Raw genomic sequence first — 15,487 nt, forward strand, 5'->3', positions numbered from 1 at the left:
CCGGTCCCGTTTGTCTTATTTGCGTACCTCCATACCGTGAGGTGGGGAGTGCGATGCGGAGTGCGGGTGCGTGTTCCCCGGGCGACGGGGCGCTACCGCCCGAACGGCGGGGCGCGGGGCGCGGGGTGCGGGGGCGCGGGGCGCGGGGCGCGGTGGTGTGGGGCACGGGGGCGCGGGGCGCGGTGGTGCGCCTGGGCGGTGCGGGGTGCGGGGTGCGGGGTGCGGGGGCGCGCGGCGCGGGGTGCGGCGGCGCGGACGCGAAAGGGCCGGGCGTCCCCTTCTCCTGGGACGCCCGGCCCTGCGCTCGGCCGAGGCCGTGATCGGATTCGAACCGACGTAACCGGCTTTGCAGGCCGGCCCCTGAGCCACTCGGGCACACGGCCACGCGCACACGTACGGACCGCTGTCCATGACCCGCCGTGTGCTGTGCGGTACCCCGACCGTACGAGCGGGCGCGCGGCGCGGGCAAGGGGGTCGCCGCCCCTGCCACGGAGCCGACATACGGCGTTCACGGGGGGCCACACGGGGGTATCCCCGCCCCGTGCTCGTCCCCCCGGAGTCGTACGCCCAAAGGACGAGCCCTTGCCCGGCTCCCGACAGGGGCGTATACCGCGTTCGCCCCTTACCCTGGGCCGGTGAGTACGAGCCAGCAGCCCGACGGCGCCGAAGCCGCGGGCCCCGTCCCGATACCGGTACTCGTCGAACCGGCACCCGTGCCCGCCGCGGCGGGCGGTGTTCTCTCCCGCCCGTACCTCGCCCTCAGCCTCGGCATCGTCTCCGTCGTCCTGCTCATCGCCTTCGAGGCGACGGCCGTCGGCACGGCGATGCCGGTCGCGGCGCGCGAGCTGCACGGCGTCCCGCTCTACGCCTTCGCCTTCTCCGCGTACTTCACGACGAGCCTGTTCGCGATGGTCCTCGCGGGCCAGTGGGCCGACCGCGCGGGCCCCCTCGCGCCGATCACGCTCGGCATCGGCGGCTTCGCCGCCGGGCTGCTCCTGTGCGGCACGGCGGGGAGCATGTGGGTCTTCGTGCTGGGGCGGGCGGTACAGGGGCTCGGCGGCGGGCTCGTCATCGTCGCGCTGTACGTCGTCGTCAGCCGCGCGTACCCGCGCAGGCTCCAGCCCGCGATCCTCGCCGCCTTCTCGGCGTGCTGGGTCGTGCCCTCGGTCGTCGGGCCGCTCATCGCGGGGACCGTCACCGAACACCTCGGCTGGCGTTGGGTCTTCCTCGGTATCCCGCTCCTCATCCTGCTCCCGCTCCTGATCGCCCTGCCGCAGATCCGCCGCCGCGCCGCCGGGCCCCTGTCCGACGCCGCCCCCGCGCCCCGGGGCCGCCTCGCCTGGGCCTTCGCGCTCTCGCTCGCCGCCGGGCTGCTCCAGTACGCGGCGGGCGACCTGAACCGGTGGTCGCTGCCGCCCGCGCTGGTGGGCGCGGTACTGCTCGCTCTCGCGGTACGGGTGCTGCTGCCGCGCGGGACGTGGCGCGCGGCGCGCGGGCTCCCCGCCGTCGTGCTGCTGCGCGGGGTCGCTGCCGGTGCGTTCATCGCCGCCGAGTCCTTCGTACCGCTCATGCTCGTGACGCAGCGGGGCCTGAGCCCGACGCTCGCGGGCCTCTCGCTCGCGCTCGGCGGCAGCACGTGGGCCTTCGGGAGCTGGGTGCAGGCGCGGCCCGCCTGGTCCGCGTATCGCAGGACGTTCATGACCTTCGGCATGGTGCTCGTCGCCGGGGCGATCGCCACGGCCCCCGGCGTGCTGCTCTCCTGGACGCCGGTGTGGATCGTCGCGGTGGCGTGGGGCTTCGGCTGCTTCGGCATGGGCATCGTCACCTCGGGCACGAGCACGCTGCTGCTCGAACTCTCGGCACCGGAGGAGGCGGGCACGAACTCGGCGGCACTCCAGATGTCGGACGGCCTCTCGAACGTGCTGCTGCTCGCACTGGGCGGCGCGGCGTTCGCGGCGGCGGGTGGCGGCGCGGTGGGCGCGGCCCACGACCTGACGGCCGGCGGCACGGACCCGGGCCACCCGGCGGCCTTCGCCGCGGTGTTCCTGCCACTGGCGCTGGTGGCGGCGGCGGGGGTGGGGGTGGCGCGGCGGACGCGGGAGTGAGGGGAACCGGCGGGCGGTGCGGGGGCGGCGGCTGCTCGGGGTGAAGGCGGGAGCGGGGCTCTCCCTGGCCGGGGGCGTGGAGGTCGGGGGCCCGGGAGGTTGGGGAGCCCAGGGGCCCGTGCGGCTCGGGGGTCGGGGAGGCCGGGGCGCGTGCCGCCGGGGGCGCCCGCGCAGGGAGGCTCGGCCCTCGCTGCCGGGGTCGGGCGCCCCCGGGAGGCTCAGCCCTTGCGGCCGACGCCCGCGTAGAAGGGCAGGGAGGCCGCGAGGCCCGCCCCCTCCGATGCGGACCCGTCCAGCTCGGGGCGCCACGCACTCGCGTGCACGAGCCCGGGTTCGACCAGGGTGAAGTCCCTGAACAGCGTCCTGATCTCCTCCTCGCTCCGCAGGGCGGGCATCACGCGCGAGCCCTCGTACAGCTTGCCGGTGTCCTCCTTCCACTCGGCGCCAGGGGGGTAACTGGCGTGCGTGATCACGAGGGTGCTGCCCGGGGCCAGCTCATCGGCGAGCCGCGCGGTCACCTCGCGTGCCCCCTGCTCGTCGCTGACGAAGTGCAGCAGCGCGATGAGTGAGAGCTGAACGGGCTCGCTGAGGTCGAGGGTCTCCGCGGCCTGTTCGAGGATCTTCGCTGGATCGCGGAAGTCGGCCTGGATATAGGCCGTGGCGCCCTGCGGGGTGCCGGTCATGAGGGCTTCGGCGTGGGCGAGGACGATGGGGTCGTTGTCGCAGTAGACGACACGCGACTCCGGCGCGATCGCCTGGGAGACCTGGTGGAGGTTGGGCTCGGTGGGGATACCGGTCCCGATGTCGAGGAACTGCCGAATCCCCTCGCCCGCGGCCCACCCCGTCACACGCCGCATGAAAGCGCGGTTCGCACGCGCCAGATCCCGCACACCGGGCTCCAGGGCAAGGATGCGCGCCCCCAGTTCCTCGTCGACCGGGTAGTTGTCCTTTCCGCCCAGCCAGTAGTCGTAGACGCGGGCGGGGTGGGGCCGGGTGGTGTCGACGTAGGGCGGGACGGCGGATTCACCGGTGTCGGGCATGGCAACTCCTCGTGGGACGACGGAACGTGATGTCAATCGTTGGCCAACGCAGGGAATCTATCGAAGGAGTACACGCGGGGAGGGAGCAATTCTCCTTTTTCATGGGCCGGTTCCCTGCCCCTGTCGTGATGGGATCGCCTCTGGTAGGCGCCCTTCGCCGTCCGGCGGGCGGGCCGCGACGGCGTGCCGGGCGGGTGCGGGTGGGGCGGTCGTCGGCGCGGTCGTCGGCGCGTGGGGCCGATTCCCGCGTGGACCCCTTCGGCGTGCGCGGCAGGACCGTCGAGGCGGTCGCCGCCCCCGCGCCGGTGGCCGAGGCGGCACCCGTGACGAGGAGCGTGCGGACGGCGAGGACGAGCCCGTAGAGGATCACGGACTTGCGGTCGTCGGCGACGACGGGCGCGGCGGCGCCCTTCCGCGCCCACAGGGCACTCACCCCTGGGGCGGGAGGCCGAACTTCCCGGCCGGAAGGCCCACGCCCCGAAGGGAAGCACGTCGACGGCGGTGATCATGGAGCCGGGGACGGGCGGCACCGGCACCTCGTGCGGCGCGTCGCTGCGCCTGCGGCGCCTTCGCATGCCGCGTATCCGTGGCCGGTCGCTCGGCCGGGCGCGGTCCTGACACCGCGCGTCGCCGGTCGTCGAGGAACAACGGGTACGCGTGCTGCACCAGGAACCGTGCGGTGCGGGTGGCGGTCCTCGGCGTTCCCGTGCATGCCCTGCGATTACTTTCGGGGCTCGCCGGGTGCGGCCACAGGGCCGTACAGCCGCGCCGTCCCGGTCCCCTCCGCGACGATGTCGACGGCGCTGTCGGGGAGTTGTTCCGTTCGGGTCTCGAAGCGCTCGTCGACGGGCGGCTCCTCGGCCATGAGGAGGGGGCCGGGCCCGGTGCGGGTGCGCAGCCGCGTCCGGGCGGGTCGTCAGGCGCTCGTGGGGCTGCCGGGAGCGACCCGCTCCTCGGTCCCGACGGGCTTCTGCCACACCGATACGTGTGCCCGGCTGGTCTCCGTGAAGGGCTCATGCCCCCACCCGCCCCACCGTTCCCGCGCCCGCAGACCGGCGAGACGTGCCATGAGATCCAGTTCGGCGGGCCACACGTACCGGAAGGGGACGGTGCGGTGGCTGCCCCGGCCGTCAGGGGTGACGCGGAGGTAGTGGCAGTCGGCGCGCTGGGTCACGGTGTCGTACTCGGTGTACGCCCACCCCTCGGGGCCGGTGCCGAAGACGACGGTGTTCCGGCCGTGCGGGAGGCCACGCAGTTCGGGCACCATGACCTCCACGACGAAGCGGCCGCCGGGGGCGAGGTGCCGCGCCGCGTTGCGGAAGCAGGCGAGCTGCGCCTCCTGCGTCGGCAGGTTCATCAGCGTGTTGAAGACGAGGTACACGAGGGCGTACGTGCCGGGGACGACGGTTTGCGCGAAGTCGCCCACGGTGACGGGTACTTCCGCGCCGCCCGGCTTCGCGCGCAGGCGGTCCGTCATGGCCCGTGACAGGTCGATCCCGCGCACGGGGACCCCGCGCCCGGCGAGCGGCAGCGCGATCCGCCCCGTACCGACCCCGAATTCCAGGGCCGCGCCGCCGCCCGAGGCCGCGTACAGGAAGTCCACCGTCCGCGCGATCGTCCCCGGCACGAACTCGGGCCCTTCGCCGTCGTCGTACCGCGCCGCCACCGCTTCCCCCGAAGTGGTCCATGCAGGCGACGGTACGGGCCCGGAGGCGTCCTGTCCGCCGGATAAGAGCAGCGGTTCTGACGGCCGCCGGGCCGCCGGACAAGGGCAGCGGTTCTGACGGCCGCCGGTCCGCGTGATGACGGCAGGGGCGCGGACGGCCGCCGGTGCGGACCAGCCGGAGGAACGACGGCGCCGAGGGGGTGCGGGGTGCGCGCCCTCTCCGATGGTCCAGGGACCGAAGGCCCGGGGAACGCCTCGGCCCGCCTCACGTGAGTACGTGGTGGTACCGTCCGTCTTCCGCCACCGTGCTCGTCGTACGCGCCGACGGCGACGGCCTGCCGAGCACTCACGACGCCCTGCCCGCGGGCCGCGCCGTCGCCGGACGCCGCCGGACGCCGCCGGACGCCGCCGGACGTCGCCGGGCACCCAGAGGAGCGACAGATGTCCGAGCCGATGCCACGGACCGCCGATTCCTGGCGGACGCCCGGCCTGGCCGCGAAGTTCGACGCCATGTGGGGTGACGCCGAGGCGGCTCTCGCGGAGGGCACGTACCGCGCGGACCCCCGCCCCCGCCACGGCGATCCCCGCTGGGGACTGAGCCTGGTCGTGCCGGTCCGGGGTGCGGTCGGCGAGGCGATCACGCGGGACCTGGGCCCGATCGCCGAGGCCCTGTCGCCGCACCACGTCACCTACCTGCCCGAGAACCTGCACTGCACGGTGCGCAGCCTGGAGGGCTACCAGGACGAGGTGCCGCAGGACCAGGTGGACCACTACGCGGACCTCGTCGACACCGTGTTGAAGAGCTGCCCGCCGATCGAGATCGCACTCCGCGGACTGGGCGGATCGCGCGGCGGGCTGTTCGTGTGCGGGGTCCCCGGCGAGGGGCTGGTACGGCTGCGGACCGCGCTGCACGAGGCCGGAGCCGCCAATGGCCCGCGGGCGTTCGCCAGCAACGACTACGCGGCCGTGCGCGACATCGCCCACGTCTCGGTCGCGGTGTTCCGGACACCGGTCGTCCCGGAGCGCTCGATCGCCGGAGTCGTCTCGGCCCGCCGCACGAAGCACTACGGGACGATACGGCCGTCGGCGCTGGACCTGGTCCGGTACGACCTGGCGGGCGCAGAGATCACGATGAGCCGCCTCGCCACCGTCGGCTGCGGGCGGTGAGATCCGGCGGCGACGGGGCACCGGCCGCGGACGGGGCGACGGGAGACGCGCTCGGACGGCGTTCGCGGCCGGACACGGCTCCGGTCCGGCGCTCGTCAAGGGGCCGGTCGACGAGGGCCGGTCGCCGAGGGCCGGTCGTCGAGGGCCGGTCGTCCGGGCCCGCGAGGCCGGGGGTGACGGATACGAAGGCGGAGGCGTCGGAGAAACGGGTGATCTCCTCGTGGGGGGCGTGGCGAGGGTGGTCCGCCCGGCGCCGTACCGCGCGTCGGCCTCGTCCGCGCGCGGGTCGTCCGCTCTCAAACCGGCCTGCGGTACGACGAGTTGACCGCCGGATTCGAGGGAGGAGCCGTGGACGCGGGCAGGGTGGGGTGTGCTCGGATCGGCGGGTGGCGGGTGGCGGGTGGCGGGTGGCGGGTGGCGGGTGGCGGGTGGCGGGTGGCGGGTGGCGTGCGGCGGACGGCGGAGGAAGGAGCCGACGACGGGTCTCACCCCCGCGTCTCCGCCGTCACCCACTCCAGGTACTCCGGGCTGCCGTCCACGAGCGGCAGCGCGATGATCTCCGGTGTGTCGTAGGTGTGTTCGGCCTTGATGTGCGCCTCAAGTGCCGCGTACCGCGCCGCCGTGGTCTTGTACGTGACGCGCCACTCGGTGTCCGTCGCGACGGCGCCCTCCCACCGGTACACGCTCACGACCGGCCCGTCGATCTGCGCGCACGCGGCGAGCCGCAGTTCGACGGCCCGCGCGGCGAGACGGCGGGCGCGGTCCTCGGAGTCGGTGGTGGTGAGCACCGTGAGGAAACGGGGGGATGCGGTCATGCGGGGAACGGTACCCACGCGGAGGGGGAGGCGCCGTGCGGTCCGCCCGGCGCCCCGCGCCCACGCCCACGGACCGGCCCTCGCCCTCCGCATGAGCCGGGCGCGCCGCCCGGAGAGCGCGGGTCCCTTTCCCCGCCCGGCGCCGCCTTCAGGGTGTCGCCGCCTCCAGGATGCGGGCCGCGCCCTGCGTGAGGAGGGATTCGGCCACCGTCAGGGCCAGTTTCTCCGGTTCCGTCAACGGGCCCTCCGCCGCCGCGGTGAGCTGGTGGGTGCCGTCGGGGGTGGTCACGGCCGCGTGGAGGCGGAGGCGAGTGGGGGACGGGCGGCTCGTGTACGTACCGAGGGGAACGGAGCACCCGCCGTGGAGTTCGGCGAGCAACACGCGTTCGGCACGCACCTCGTTGTCCGTCACGGTGTCCCCGCTCGCGGCGAGGAGCCGGGCGGCCTCGCTGTCCTCACGCACCTGGATCGCGAGCGCCCCCTGCCCCGGCGCGGGCGGGTACGCCTCCGGGTCCAGGTACTCGGTGATCTCCTCGGCGAGCCCGAGGCGGTGCAGTCCCGCCGCCGCGAGCACGACCGCGTCGAGGGTACGGGTACGGGCCAGGCGGGCCGGGACGTTGCCACGGACCGGGACCACCTCCAGGTCGGGGCGCAGCGCGAGGAGCTGCGCGACCCGCCGCGTCGACCCCGTACCGACCCTGGCGCCCTCGGGCAGTCCCGCGAGCGTCGCCCCGCACAGCGCGTCGCGCGGGTCCTCGCGCGGCCCCGGCGTCCGCAGCAGCACCGTCCCCGGGGCCGGGGCCGTCGGAAGGTCCTTGAGGCAGTGCACGACGGCATCGACCTCGCCCCGCACGAGAGCCGCCTCCTGCCGCGAGGAGAAGGCCGAGACACCGGCCCGTCGCGTCACCCCGGCGACCGTGGGCGTGCTCCGGTCCGCGTCCCCCGCCTCCGTGATCACCCGCCGCACGAAGCGGACCCCCGGGACCTCGCGCTCCCAGCGCTCCACCATCTCCCGCACCTGCGCCCGCGCCAGCGCGCTCCCGCGCGAGCCGACCGTCACCACGCTCTCCGCCATGCCGCTCGACTCCCTCACCGGTCCGTTCACCAAGCCGTCCGAGTCTAGGTACGGCCCACACCCACCCATGCCAACGCGCTGTCGCCAAAGGGACACCCAGCGCGAGGCGCGGGAGTTCCCGCGCACCTGCCGGTGCCCCCGGGCTCCCCGGTGTGACCCCCGTCGCACCCGCGCCCCCGCCCCGTGCCGAGCGCCCTGCCCGTGCTCCGGCCGGGGATAGGGTGGCTGCTCGTCCACGCAGCCGAGCCTGATTCAGCGGAGAACGTGACTACCACCCCCACCTCCTCCTCACACCTCTCTCCCGCCTTCCCCGGCCGGGCCCCCTGGGGTACGGCGGGGAAGCTGCGCGCCTGGCAGCAGGGCGCGCTGGAGCGGTACGTCCAGGAACAGCCGCGCGACTTCCTCGCGGTCGCCACCCCCGGCGCCGGGAAGACGACCTTCGCGCTCACGCTCGCCTCCTGGCTGCTCCACCACCACGTCGTGCAGCAGATCACCGTCGTCGCCCCGACCGAGCACCTCAAGAAGCAGTGGGCGGAGGCCGCCGCGCGCATAGGGATCAAGCTCGACCCCGACTACAGCGCGGGCCCCGTCTCCAAGGAGTACGTGGGCGTCGCCGTCACCTACGCGGGCGTCGGCGTGCGCCCCATGCTGCACCGCAACCGCGTCGAGCAGCGCAAGACCCTCGTCATCCTCGACGAGATCCACCACGCGGGTGACTCCAAGTCCTGGGGCGAGGCCTGTCTCGAAGCCTTCGAACCCGCGACCCGCCGCCTCGCCCTCACCGGCACGCCCTTCCGCTCCGACACCAACCCCATCCCCTTCGTCGCCTACGAAGAGGGCAACGACGGCATCCGGCGCTCCGCGGCGGACTACACCTACGGCTACGGCAACGCCCTCGCCGACGGCGTCGTGCGCCCCGTCATCTTCCTCTCGTACAGCGGCAACATGCGCTGGCGCACGAAGGCGGGCGACGAGATCGCCGCGCGGCTCGGCGAGCCGATGACCAAGGACGCGATCTCGCAGGCATGGCGCACCGCGCTCGACCCGCGCGGCGAATGGATGCCGAACGTCCTGCGCGCCGCCGACCAGCGCCTCACCGAGGTCCGCAAGGGCATCCCCGACGCCGGTGGCCTCGTCATCGCGTCCGACCAGGACCAGGCCCGCGCCTACGCCAAGCTCATCCGCGAGATCACCGGCACCAAGGCGACGCTCGTCCTCTCCGACGACTCCGGCGCCTCCGACAACATCGACACCTTCTCGCACAACGACGACCGCTGGATGGTCGCGGTCCGCATGGTCTCCGAAGGCGTCGACGTGCCGCGCCTCGCCGTCGGCGTCTACGCCACCACCATCTCCACCCCGCTCTTCTTCGCCCAGGCCGTCGGCCGCTTCGTGCGTTCGCGCCGGCGCGGCGAGACCGCCTCCGTCTTCCTCCCCACCGTCCCCGACCTGCTCGGCCACGCCAACGCCCTTGAGCTGGAACGGGATCACGTCCTCGACAAGCCGAAGAAGAACGGCGAGGAGGACCCGTACGCCGAGTCCGAGAAGGAGATGGACGAGGCGAACAAGGAGCAGGACGAGGACACCGGCGAGCAGGAGGAGTTCTCCTTCGAGGCACTGGAGTCCGAGGCGGTCTTCGACCGCGTCCTCTTCGACGGCGCCGAGTTCGGGATGCAGGCCCACCCGGGGAGCGAGGAGGAGCAGGACTACCTCGGCATCCCCGGTCTGCTCGAACCCGACCAGGTGCAGATGCTGCTCCAGAAGCGGCAGGCCAAACAGATCGCGACGAGCCGCAAGAAACCGGCCGAGGACGCGGACCTGCTCGAACTCCCCGCCGAGCGAAGGCCCGTCGTCTCGCACAAGGAACTCCTCGAACTGCGCAAGCAGCTCAACACCCTCGTCAGCGCGTACACCCACCAGAGCGGCAAACCCCACGGCGTCATCCACACCGAACTGCGCCGCGTGTGCGGGGGGCCGCCGAGCGCGGAGGCGACGGCGGGGCAGATCCGGCAGCGCATCGACAAGGTGCGGGAGTGGGCCACGCGGATGAAGTGAGCGGGCGGGGGAGCGGCGGAGGCGGACGCGGGAGCGGGCGGGGGAGCGGACGCGGGACCCGGCGAGGGCGCCGCGCTCGCGGCAGCGGCCGGTGTTCGGGCGCCGCCGCTCCACCTCCTCCTGTGTGTGTTTCGTGTACATGCTGAGTTCCTCAGGGGTCAATACGGACGGTTCGGCTCCGTTACCGCCCGGATACTGGACAACGCCTTCCGCTGAGCGGGGACCGCTCGCTACTGTCCGGGCAACGCACACGCCCCGTGGCAGCGTCGCCCCGGAGCGCAGCCGGTGCGACTCGCAGGCGGACCGGGTACGAGGTGCCGTGCGCCGGACGGGACCGGTGGCCCAGGACCCGTACGGCAGGCCACCGCCGCACCTCATCGAAGGAGTGGGCGTCGTGACCGCGGAGACTTCTCAGACGCTCGACCGGGGACTCAAGGTCCTCAAACTGCTCGCCGAGACCGATCACGGTCTCACCGTCACCGAACTCTCGGCCCGGCTCGGGGTCAACCGCACTGTGGTTTACCGCCTGTTGGCCACGCTGGAACTCCACGCCCTGATACGGCGGGACCTCGGGGGCCGCGCGCGCATCGGGCTCGGCGTGCTCGGCCTCGGCCGGCAGGTCCACCCCCTCGTACGGGAGGCCGCGCTGCCCGCGCTGCGCTCCCTCGCCGAGGACATCGGTGCGACCGCGCACCTCACCCTCGTCGACGGCAGCGACGCGCTCGCCGTCGCCGTCGTCGAGCCCACCTGGACCGACTTCCACGTCGCCTACCGCACCGGCTTCCGCCACGCGCTCGACCAGGGAGCGGCCGGCCGGGCCATCCTCGCCGCGCGCACCCCCGCCGGGCGCACCGTGCCCACCTGCACCCTCACCCGCGACGAACTCGACGCGGGCGCCTGCGGAGCCGCGGCCCCCCTGCTCGGTGTCACGGGCCTCGAAGGCAGCGTGGGCGTCGTGATGCTCCCCGACTCGGTCCCCGAACGCGTCGCCCAACGTGTCGTCGACGCGGCCCGCGAGGTCGCGGACGCCCTGCGCTGACCGGAGGGGAGCGGCTGGCACCGGGTGCAGGGTGCCGGGTGCCGGTCGCAGGACGTCGGGTGCCGGTCGCAGGACGCCCCGCGATGCGCCGGCCGCGCCCGCTTGCGCGACCACCCGCCCCGCGCCCCCGTCCTCGACGCCCTGATCCCCGTCCCCGCAGGGGACCCCGCGCCGTCGTGCGGGTGGGGAGGCCGGGGGCCGAGTGGCTCGCGTTAGATTGTGGGCGTGTCCCTCCGTCTCAGGCGCCCCCGCGTCCTCCTCCTGTGCGTCCTGCCGGTGCTCGCGCTGATCCTCGTCGCCGCGCTCGCGCCGTTGCCGTTCACCGTCGCCCAGCCGGGCACCACGGCGAACGTGCTCGGTGCGGACAAGGGGCAGAAGGTCATCACGATCAGCGGCGCCCCCGAACGCCGTACCAGCGGACAGCTCAGGATGACGACGATCCTCGCCACCGCGCCCGACGCGACCGTCAAGCTCGGTGACGTCATCGACGGCTACTTCCGCACCGACCGCGCCGTCATGCCGCGCGACTCGGTCTACCCCGGCGGGGACGTCAAGGAGATCGAGAAGCACAACCTCGCCGATATGCGCTCCTCGCAGGACCACGCCACCAACGCCGCCCTCTCCTACCTGGGCCGCTCCGACGAGAACGTCAAGGTCACGCTGCGCCTCGCCGACGTCGGCGGTCCCAGCGCGGGACTCCTCTTCTCGCTCGGCATCATCGACAAGCTCGACGGCGACGGCAAGGGCGGCGACCTCACCGGGGGCCGCACCGTCGCAGGTACGGGCACGATCACCGACAGCGGCGAGGTCGGCGCGGTGGGCGGTGTCGCGCTCAAGACGAAGGCCGCCCGGCGCGACGGCGCGACGGTCTTCCTCGTCCCCCAGGGCGAGTGCTCCGACGCCCGCTCCGAACTTCCCAAGGGACTCCGCCTCGTCCCCGTCACGACGCTCAAGGGCGCGGTCTCCGCGCTCCGGGCGCTCAACGACGGCGGCAAGGTACCGACTTGCTGACCGCGCGACCTCTGCCGACAGCCTGAGCCACCCCCGCGCCCCGCTCACGTGCGCACCACCGTGCGACCGGGCACCGCGAGCCGCAGCCCCAGGCCGACGAGCGACCACCCGAAGCGCGCCCGCAGCCCCCGTATCTCCCCCGCGTACAGCGCTCGCTCCGCACGCCGCACCCGCTCCCCGCGCGGACCCCGCTCCCGGGCCCGCGCATCGGCCGCGGCCTCCGCTCGCAGGTCCCTGGCCCGGTAGGTGTGGAGCAACTGGTGGTCGGTCTCCAGGATGCCGAAGGCTCCCATGAGGACGTGCTTTCCGTAGATCTCGTACGACATGACTGCTGCCTGCCTCTCTGCGATGACTGAAAAAGAACGTGTGTTCGAATAAAGGGGTGTGCGAGGCCCCGCCGCGCGCGGACAGTGTCGCGCCCCGCCGCGCCTCTCACGTACGGTCGCCGCGCCTCTCGCGTACGGTCGCCGCGCCTCTCGCGTACGGTCGCCGCGCCTCTCACGTACGCCCGCCATGCCCCCGTGTGCGGCCGCGGGACCCCTCGCGCGTGACCCCCGGGTCCGCGTCCAGCTCGCGGGACCTCTCAGGTGCGGGCCTCCCTGTGGACCGGGAGGGCGTGCAGGTGCACCCGTACCTCTCGCCGCCCCTCCTCCGTCGCGTCCCGCCCCTCGTACTCGTCGACGAGGGCGTGCAGGCGTTGGCTCAGCTCCGTCAGCTCCTCGGAGGTCAGGTGCAGGCTCATGTCGCTGAACGTTCCCGCCTCGTTCCACGGTGTGCGGCGCCAGCGGTCGCGGTCGGCGATCCAGGCGGTCGTCTCGCGGTAGTGCGACGAGGCGAGTTCGTGGAGCAGGACGTCGGCGGCGCCCCGCAGCTCGGGATTGCCCTGGTCGATCTCGCCCGCGTCGAAGGTGATCGAGCCGGGGACCGTGCGCCACCAGCGCTCGCGCCCCCTGCCGTGCTCCGGGTCGTCCTCGACGAAGCCGTACTCCGCCAGCTGGCGCAGATGGTAGCTCGTCGCCCCGCTCGACTCGCCCAGTTCCTTGGCCAGCTGCGAGGCGGTGGCGGGCCCGCCGCGCCGCAGGGAGTTGAACAGCTGCATGCGCAGCGGGTGGGCGAAGCCGCGCAGCCCGCGCGCGTCCAGCTGGCGTGTCGTGCGCTCGATGGCCCGCTCGGCGGGTGTCAGGCGGTCCGGGTCTTCCTCGTTCATGCCCCTACGATAGGGCGTGCAAAATTTCTTTGCAACGCCCTTTTGCAAAAAATCTTTGCACTCATTCGTACGGGTGAACTCCCGTCCCACGACGGAACCTTCCGGGCCGCGCCTCCCTCAGTCCCCGCCCTTCTTCACGAACCCCTCTTCCTCCAGCCAGTCCCGCGCCACGTCGTGCGGGTCCTCGCCGTCCACGTCCACCTTCGCGTTCAGCTCCTGCGCCACCGCGTTCGTCAGCTTCTTCGTGATCGGCGCGAGCACCTTCTCCATCTGCGGGTGCTCGTCCAGGGCCTTCGTGTGGAAGACGGGCGCCACGTTGTAGTTCGGGAAGAAGTGCTTGTCGTCCTTCATGACCGTGAGGTTCAGCGCCTTGATGCGGCCGTCCGTCGTGAAGACCTCGCCGAAGACGCACGCGCCCTTCGCGGTCTGCGTGTAGACGATGCCGCCCGCCATCTTGGTGATGCGCGAGTTCGGGATGTTCATCCCGTACGCCTTCTTGAGGCCGTTGAGCCCGTCCTCGCGCGCGGCGAACTCGCCCTCGACGCACAGCGTCACCGCGCCCGGGTTCTTCTTCGACAGCGCGGCGACGTCGGACAGCGTCTTCGTGCGGTACTTCTTCTCGTTCCTCTGGTTGAGCGCGAGCGCGTACGTGTTGTTGAGCGGCCCCGGCGGACCCCACGTGATGCCGTTCCTCCGGTCGGCGTCGCGCACGGCGACCCACTGCTCGTGCGGGTCCACGATCGGTTTCGTGTGGCCGAGGTACGTGATCCAGCCGGTCCCCGTGTACTCGTACATCGCGTCCGCCGTCCCGCTCTTGACGGCTTCGCGCGCGCCGATCGAGCCCTGGATGCCGGTACGGTCCAGGACCTGGGCGCCCGCCGCCTTGAAGGCGATGCCCATGATGGCGCCGAGCACGAGCTGCTCGGTGAACTCCTTGGACGTGACGGTGAGCTTCGCGCCCTTGAGCGGCTCGCCCCTGCCCACGGAGCCCGGCCCCACGTCGTCCACGAGCGGGCTGCCGCTCGTGAGCCCGCATCCCGCCGCCCCGATCACGAGCACCCCGGCGAGCGTGGCGACAACGGTCCGCGGGTACCTCGGGCCCGTACGGAAACCGCCGCCACGCGCCCGCCTGGGGAGGCCCCCGCGCCCGCCTTCACCCGTACGGATGACACCCGCCTTCATGAGCTGACCTCCAGTCCCCGCGGCCTCAGGAGCAGTTCCGCCAGTGAGGCGAGCCAGTCGACGAGGAGGGCGAGCACGATCGTGAGGACCGAGCCGATCACGAGGACCGACATGCGCTGGTTGGTGATGCCCGCCGTGATGATGTCGCCGAGCCCGCCTCCGCCGCCGAACGTCGCGAGGGTCGCCGTGCCGACGTTCAGGACGAGCGCGGTGCGGACGCCCGAGAGGATCAGCGGGACAGCGAGCGGAAGTTCGACCTTGCCGAGCACCATGAGCGGTGACATCCCGATACCGCGCGCGGCTTCGAGGAGCGTCGGGTCATTGGCGCGCAGGCCGGCGATCGTGTTCGAGAGGACCGGCAGGATCGCGTAGATGATGATGCCGACGAGTGCGGGGAACTCGCCCGTGCCCAGCCAGATCACGAGGAGCGCGAGCAGCCCGAGCGCCGGAGTCGCCTGCCCGATGTTGGCGAAGGCGACAGCGACGGGGGCGGCTTTGCGCAGCCGCTGCCGGGTGAGCAGGATGCCGAGCGGGATCGCGATGATCAGCACGAAGAACGTCGAGATGACGGTGAGCTGGATGTGCTGGCGCACGCGCAGCCAGATGTTCCCGCCGCCGAGCGAGTTGCGGGCGATGACGTCGAGCGTCGCCGTGTCGTAGTAGATCCACGTGGCGAGCAGCGCGAGCGCGAGCACGAACGGCAGGAAAGTGAGCTTGCGCCAGCCGATACGGCGCGAGGCGCCCTCGACGCGGCCGCCGCGCGGGGCGTCGCGCTCGTCGCGCGGCCCGTCGTCCTCGCGGCCGTCCGCCGCTGTGCCGCCCTCGCGCCCGCGGTGCGGTCCGTCGTACCTGGTGGCGGTACGGGCGAGACGCTCCGGCGCCGGGTCGTGGCCGCGTGCCGTCTCGCGGTCCTCGGCCGGATCGCGCGGGCGGCGGCGGGGGTCCTGCTCGCTCATCCGGCCTCACCACCCCTGCGCGGGTCACCCGGCCGTGACTCGCCCCGCCCGGTCTCGGGTCCCGCGTCGCTCACGGCCGAGCCGCCGGGGCGCAGCCCGCCCGGGTTCTCGGGCGACCCACCGGGCACGGCGCCCCCCGTACCGCCCGACGTGGCCCCCGTCCCCGTAC

At 73.4% G+C, this 15,487-nt stretch carries 14 protein-coding genes and 1 tRNA gene; 5 read left to right on the forward strand and 10 right to left on the reverse strand.

The features are described 5' to 3' along the window. Positions 1 to 311 precede the first annotated feature (311 nt). Positions 312 to 383, reverse strand: a tRNA-Cys gene (locus ACQYWQ_RS19725). A gap of 252 nt (positions 384 to 635) precedes the next feature. Here ACQYWQ_RS19725 and ACQYWQ_RS19730 point away from each other — a divergent pair. Further along, positions 636 to 2,105: an MFS transporter gene (locus tag ACQYWQ_RS19730; RefSeq protein ID WP_431036253.1), complete on the forward strand. Its 1,470-nt coding sequence runs from the start codon at positions 636 to 638 to the stop codon at positions 2,103 to 2,105. A gap of 218 nt (positions 2,106 to 2,323) precedes the next feature. Here ACQYWQ_RS19730 and ACQYWQ_RS19735 read toward each other — a convergent pair whose 3' ends face one another. The 3 genes from ACQYWQ_RS19735 to ACQYWQ_RS19745 form a co-directional block, all read right to left on the reverse strand. After that, positions 2,324 to 3,145, reverse strand: coding sequence for an SAM-dependent methyltransferase (locus ACQYWQ_RS19735; protein ID WP_431036254.1), 822 nt, complete (start codon positions 3,143 to 3,145; stop codon positions 2,324 to 2,326). Positions 3,146 to 3,866: 721 nt separating this feature from the next. Beyond that, entirely contained in the window at positions 3,867 to 4,010 is a 144-nt protein-coding gene (locus ACQYWQ_RS19740) for a hypothetical protein (RefSeq protein ID WP_431036256.1), read from the reverse strand. A 51-nt stretch (positions 4,011 to 4,061) separates the two neighbouring features. After that, complete coding sequence (locus ACQYWQ_RS19745) at positions 4,062 to 4,811, reverse strand: class I SAM-dependent DNA methyltransferase (protein WP_431036258.1); 750 nt, start codon at positions 4,809 to 4,811, stop codon at positions 4,062 to 4,064. A 441-nt stretch (positions 4,812 to 5,252) separates the two neighbouring features. Between ACQYWQ_RS19745 and ACQYWQ_RS19750 the strand changes: the two genes are divergently transcribed. Then, positions 5,253 to 5,978 (forward strand): 2'-5' RNA ligase family protein, encoded by a 726-nt coding sequence (locus ACQYWQ_RS19750; RefSeq protein WP_431036260.1) that lies wholly within the window; start codon positions 5,253 to 5,255, stop codon positions 5,976 to 5,978. Positions 5,979 to 6,463: 485 nt separating this feature from the next. On the opposite strand, the gene cutA is transcribed toward ACQYWQ_RS19750, so the two are convergent. Further along, on the reverse strand, positions 6,464 to 6,793 hold the full coding sequence (cutA, locus tag ACQYWQ_RS19755; protein WP_431036262.1) for a divalent-cation tolerance protein CutA: 330 nt from the start codon (positions 6,791 to 6,793) through the stop codon (positions 6,464 to 6,466). A gap of 148 nt (positions 6,794 to 6,941) precedes the next feature. Then, complete coding sequence (gene hemC, locus ACQYWQ_RS19760) at positions 6,942 to 7,868, reverse strand: hydroxymethylbilane synthase (RefSeq protein ID WP_431036264.1); 927 nt, start codon at positions 7,866 to 7,868, stop codon at positions 6,942 to 6,944. Positions 7,869 to 8,132: 264 nt separating this feature from the next. On the opposite strand from hemC, the gene ACQYWQ_RS19765 reads away from it, so the two are divergent. The 3 genes from ACQYWQ_RS19765 to ACQYWQ_RS19775 all read left to right on the forward strand — a co-directional run bounded on the left by ACQYWQ_RS19765 (position 8,133) and on the right by ACQYWQ_RS19775 (position 11,973). Then, positions 8,133 to 9,923 (forward strand): DEAD/DEAH box helicase, encoded by a 1,791-nt coding sequence (locus ACQYWQ_RS19765; protein ID WP_431036266.1) that lies wholly within the window; start codon positions 8,133 to 8,135, stop codon positions 9,921 to 9,923. Between the two features lie 394 nt (positions 9,924 to 10,317). Next, positions 10,318 to 10,962, forward strand: a complete 645-nt coding sequence (locus tag ACQYWQ_RS19770; RefSeq protein ID WP_431036267.1) for an IclR family transcriptional regulator — start codon at positions 10,318 to 10,320, stop codon at positions 10,960 to 10,962. Between the two features lie 219 nt (positions 10,963 to 11,181). Further along, entirely contained in the window at positions 11,182 to 11,973 is a 792-nt protein-coding gene (locus ACQYWQ_RS19775; RefSeq protein ID WP_431036269.1) for a S16 family serine protease, read from the forward strand. 44 nt (positions 11,974 to 12,017) lie between these two features. Here ACQYWQ_RS19775 and ACQYWQ_RS19780 read toward each other — a convergent pair whose 3' ends face one another. The 4 genes from ACQYWQ_RS19780 to ACQYWQ_RS19795 all read right to left on the reverse strand — a co-directional run bounded on the left by ACQYWQ_RS19780 (position 12,018) and on the right by ACQYWQ_RS19795 (position 15,318). Beyond that, positions 12,018 to 12,299, reverse strand: a complete 282-nt coding sequence (locus ACQYWQ_RS19780) for a hypothetical protein (protein WP_431036271.1) — start codon at positions 12,297 to 12,299, stop codon at positions 12,018 to 12,020. Positions 12,300 to 12,556: 257 nt separating this feature from the next. Then, a complete protein-coding gene (locus ACQYWQ_RS19785; RefSeq protein WP_431036272.1) occupies positions 12,557 to 13,180 on the reverse strand; it encodes a helix-turn-helix domain-containing protein in 624 nt (207 codons plus the stop codon). 117 nt (positions 13,181 to 13,297) lie between these two features. Next, positions 13,298 to 14,362: a glycine betaine ABC transporter substrate-binding protein gene (locus ACQYWQ_RS19790; protein ID WP_431036273.1), complete on the reverse strand. Its 1,065-nt coding sequence runs from the start codon at positions 14,360 to 14,362 to the stop codon at positions 13,298 to 13,300. Continuing rightward, positions 14,359 to 15,318 carry an ABC transporter permease gene (locus ACQYWQ_RS19795; RefSeq protein ID WP_431036274.1) on the reverse strand — a complete coding sequence of 320 codons (960 nt, stop codon included), beginning with the start codon at positions 15,316 to 15,318 and terminating at the stop codon, positions 14,359 to 14,361. Before ACQYWQ_RS19795 ends, ACQYWQ_RS19790 begins: the two co-directional genes overlap by 4 nt. Between the last annotated feature and the right edge of the window lie 169 nt (positions 15,319 to 15,487).

Origin of the sequence: Streptomyces sp. P6-2-1, from assembly GCF_050613165.1 — a bacterium.
Lineage (GTDB): Bacteria > Actinomycetota > Actinomycetes > Streptomycetales > Streptomycetaceae > Streptomyces.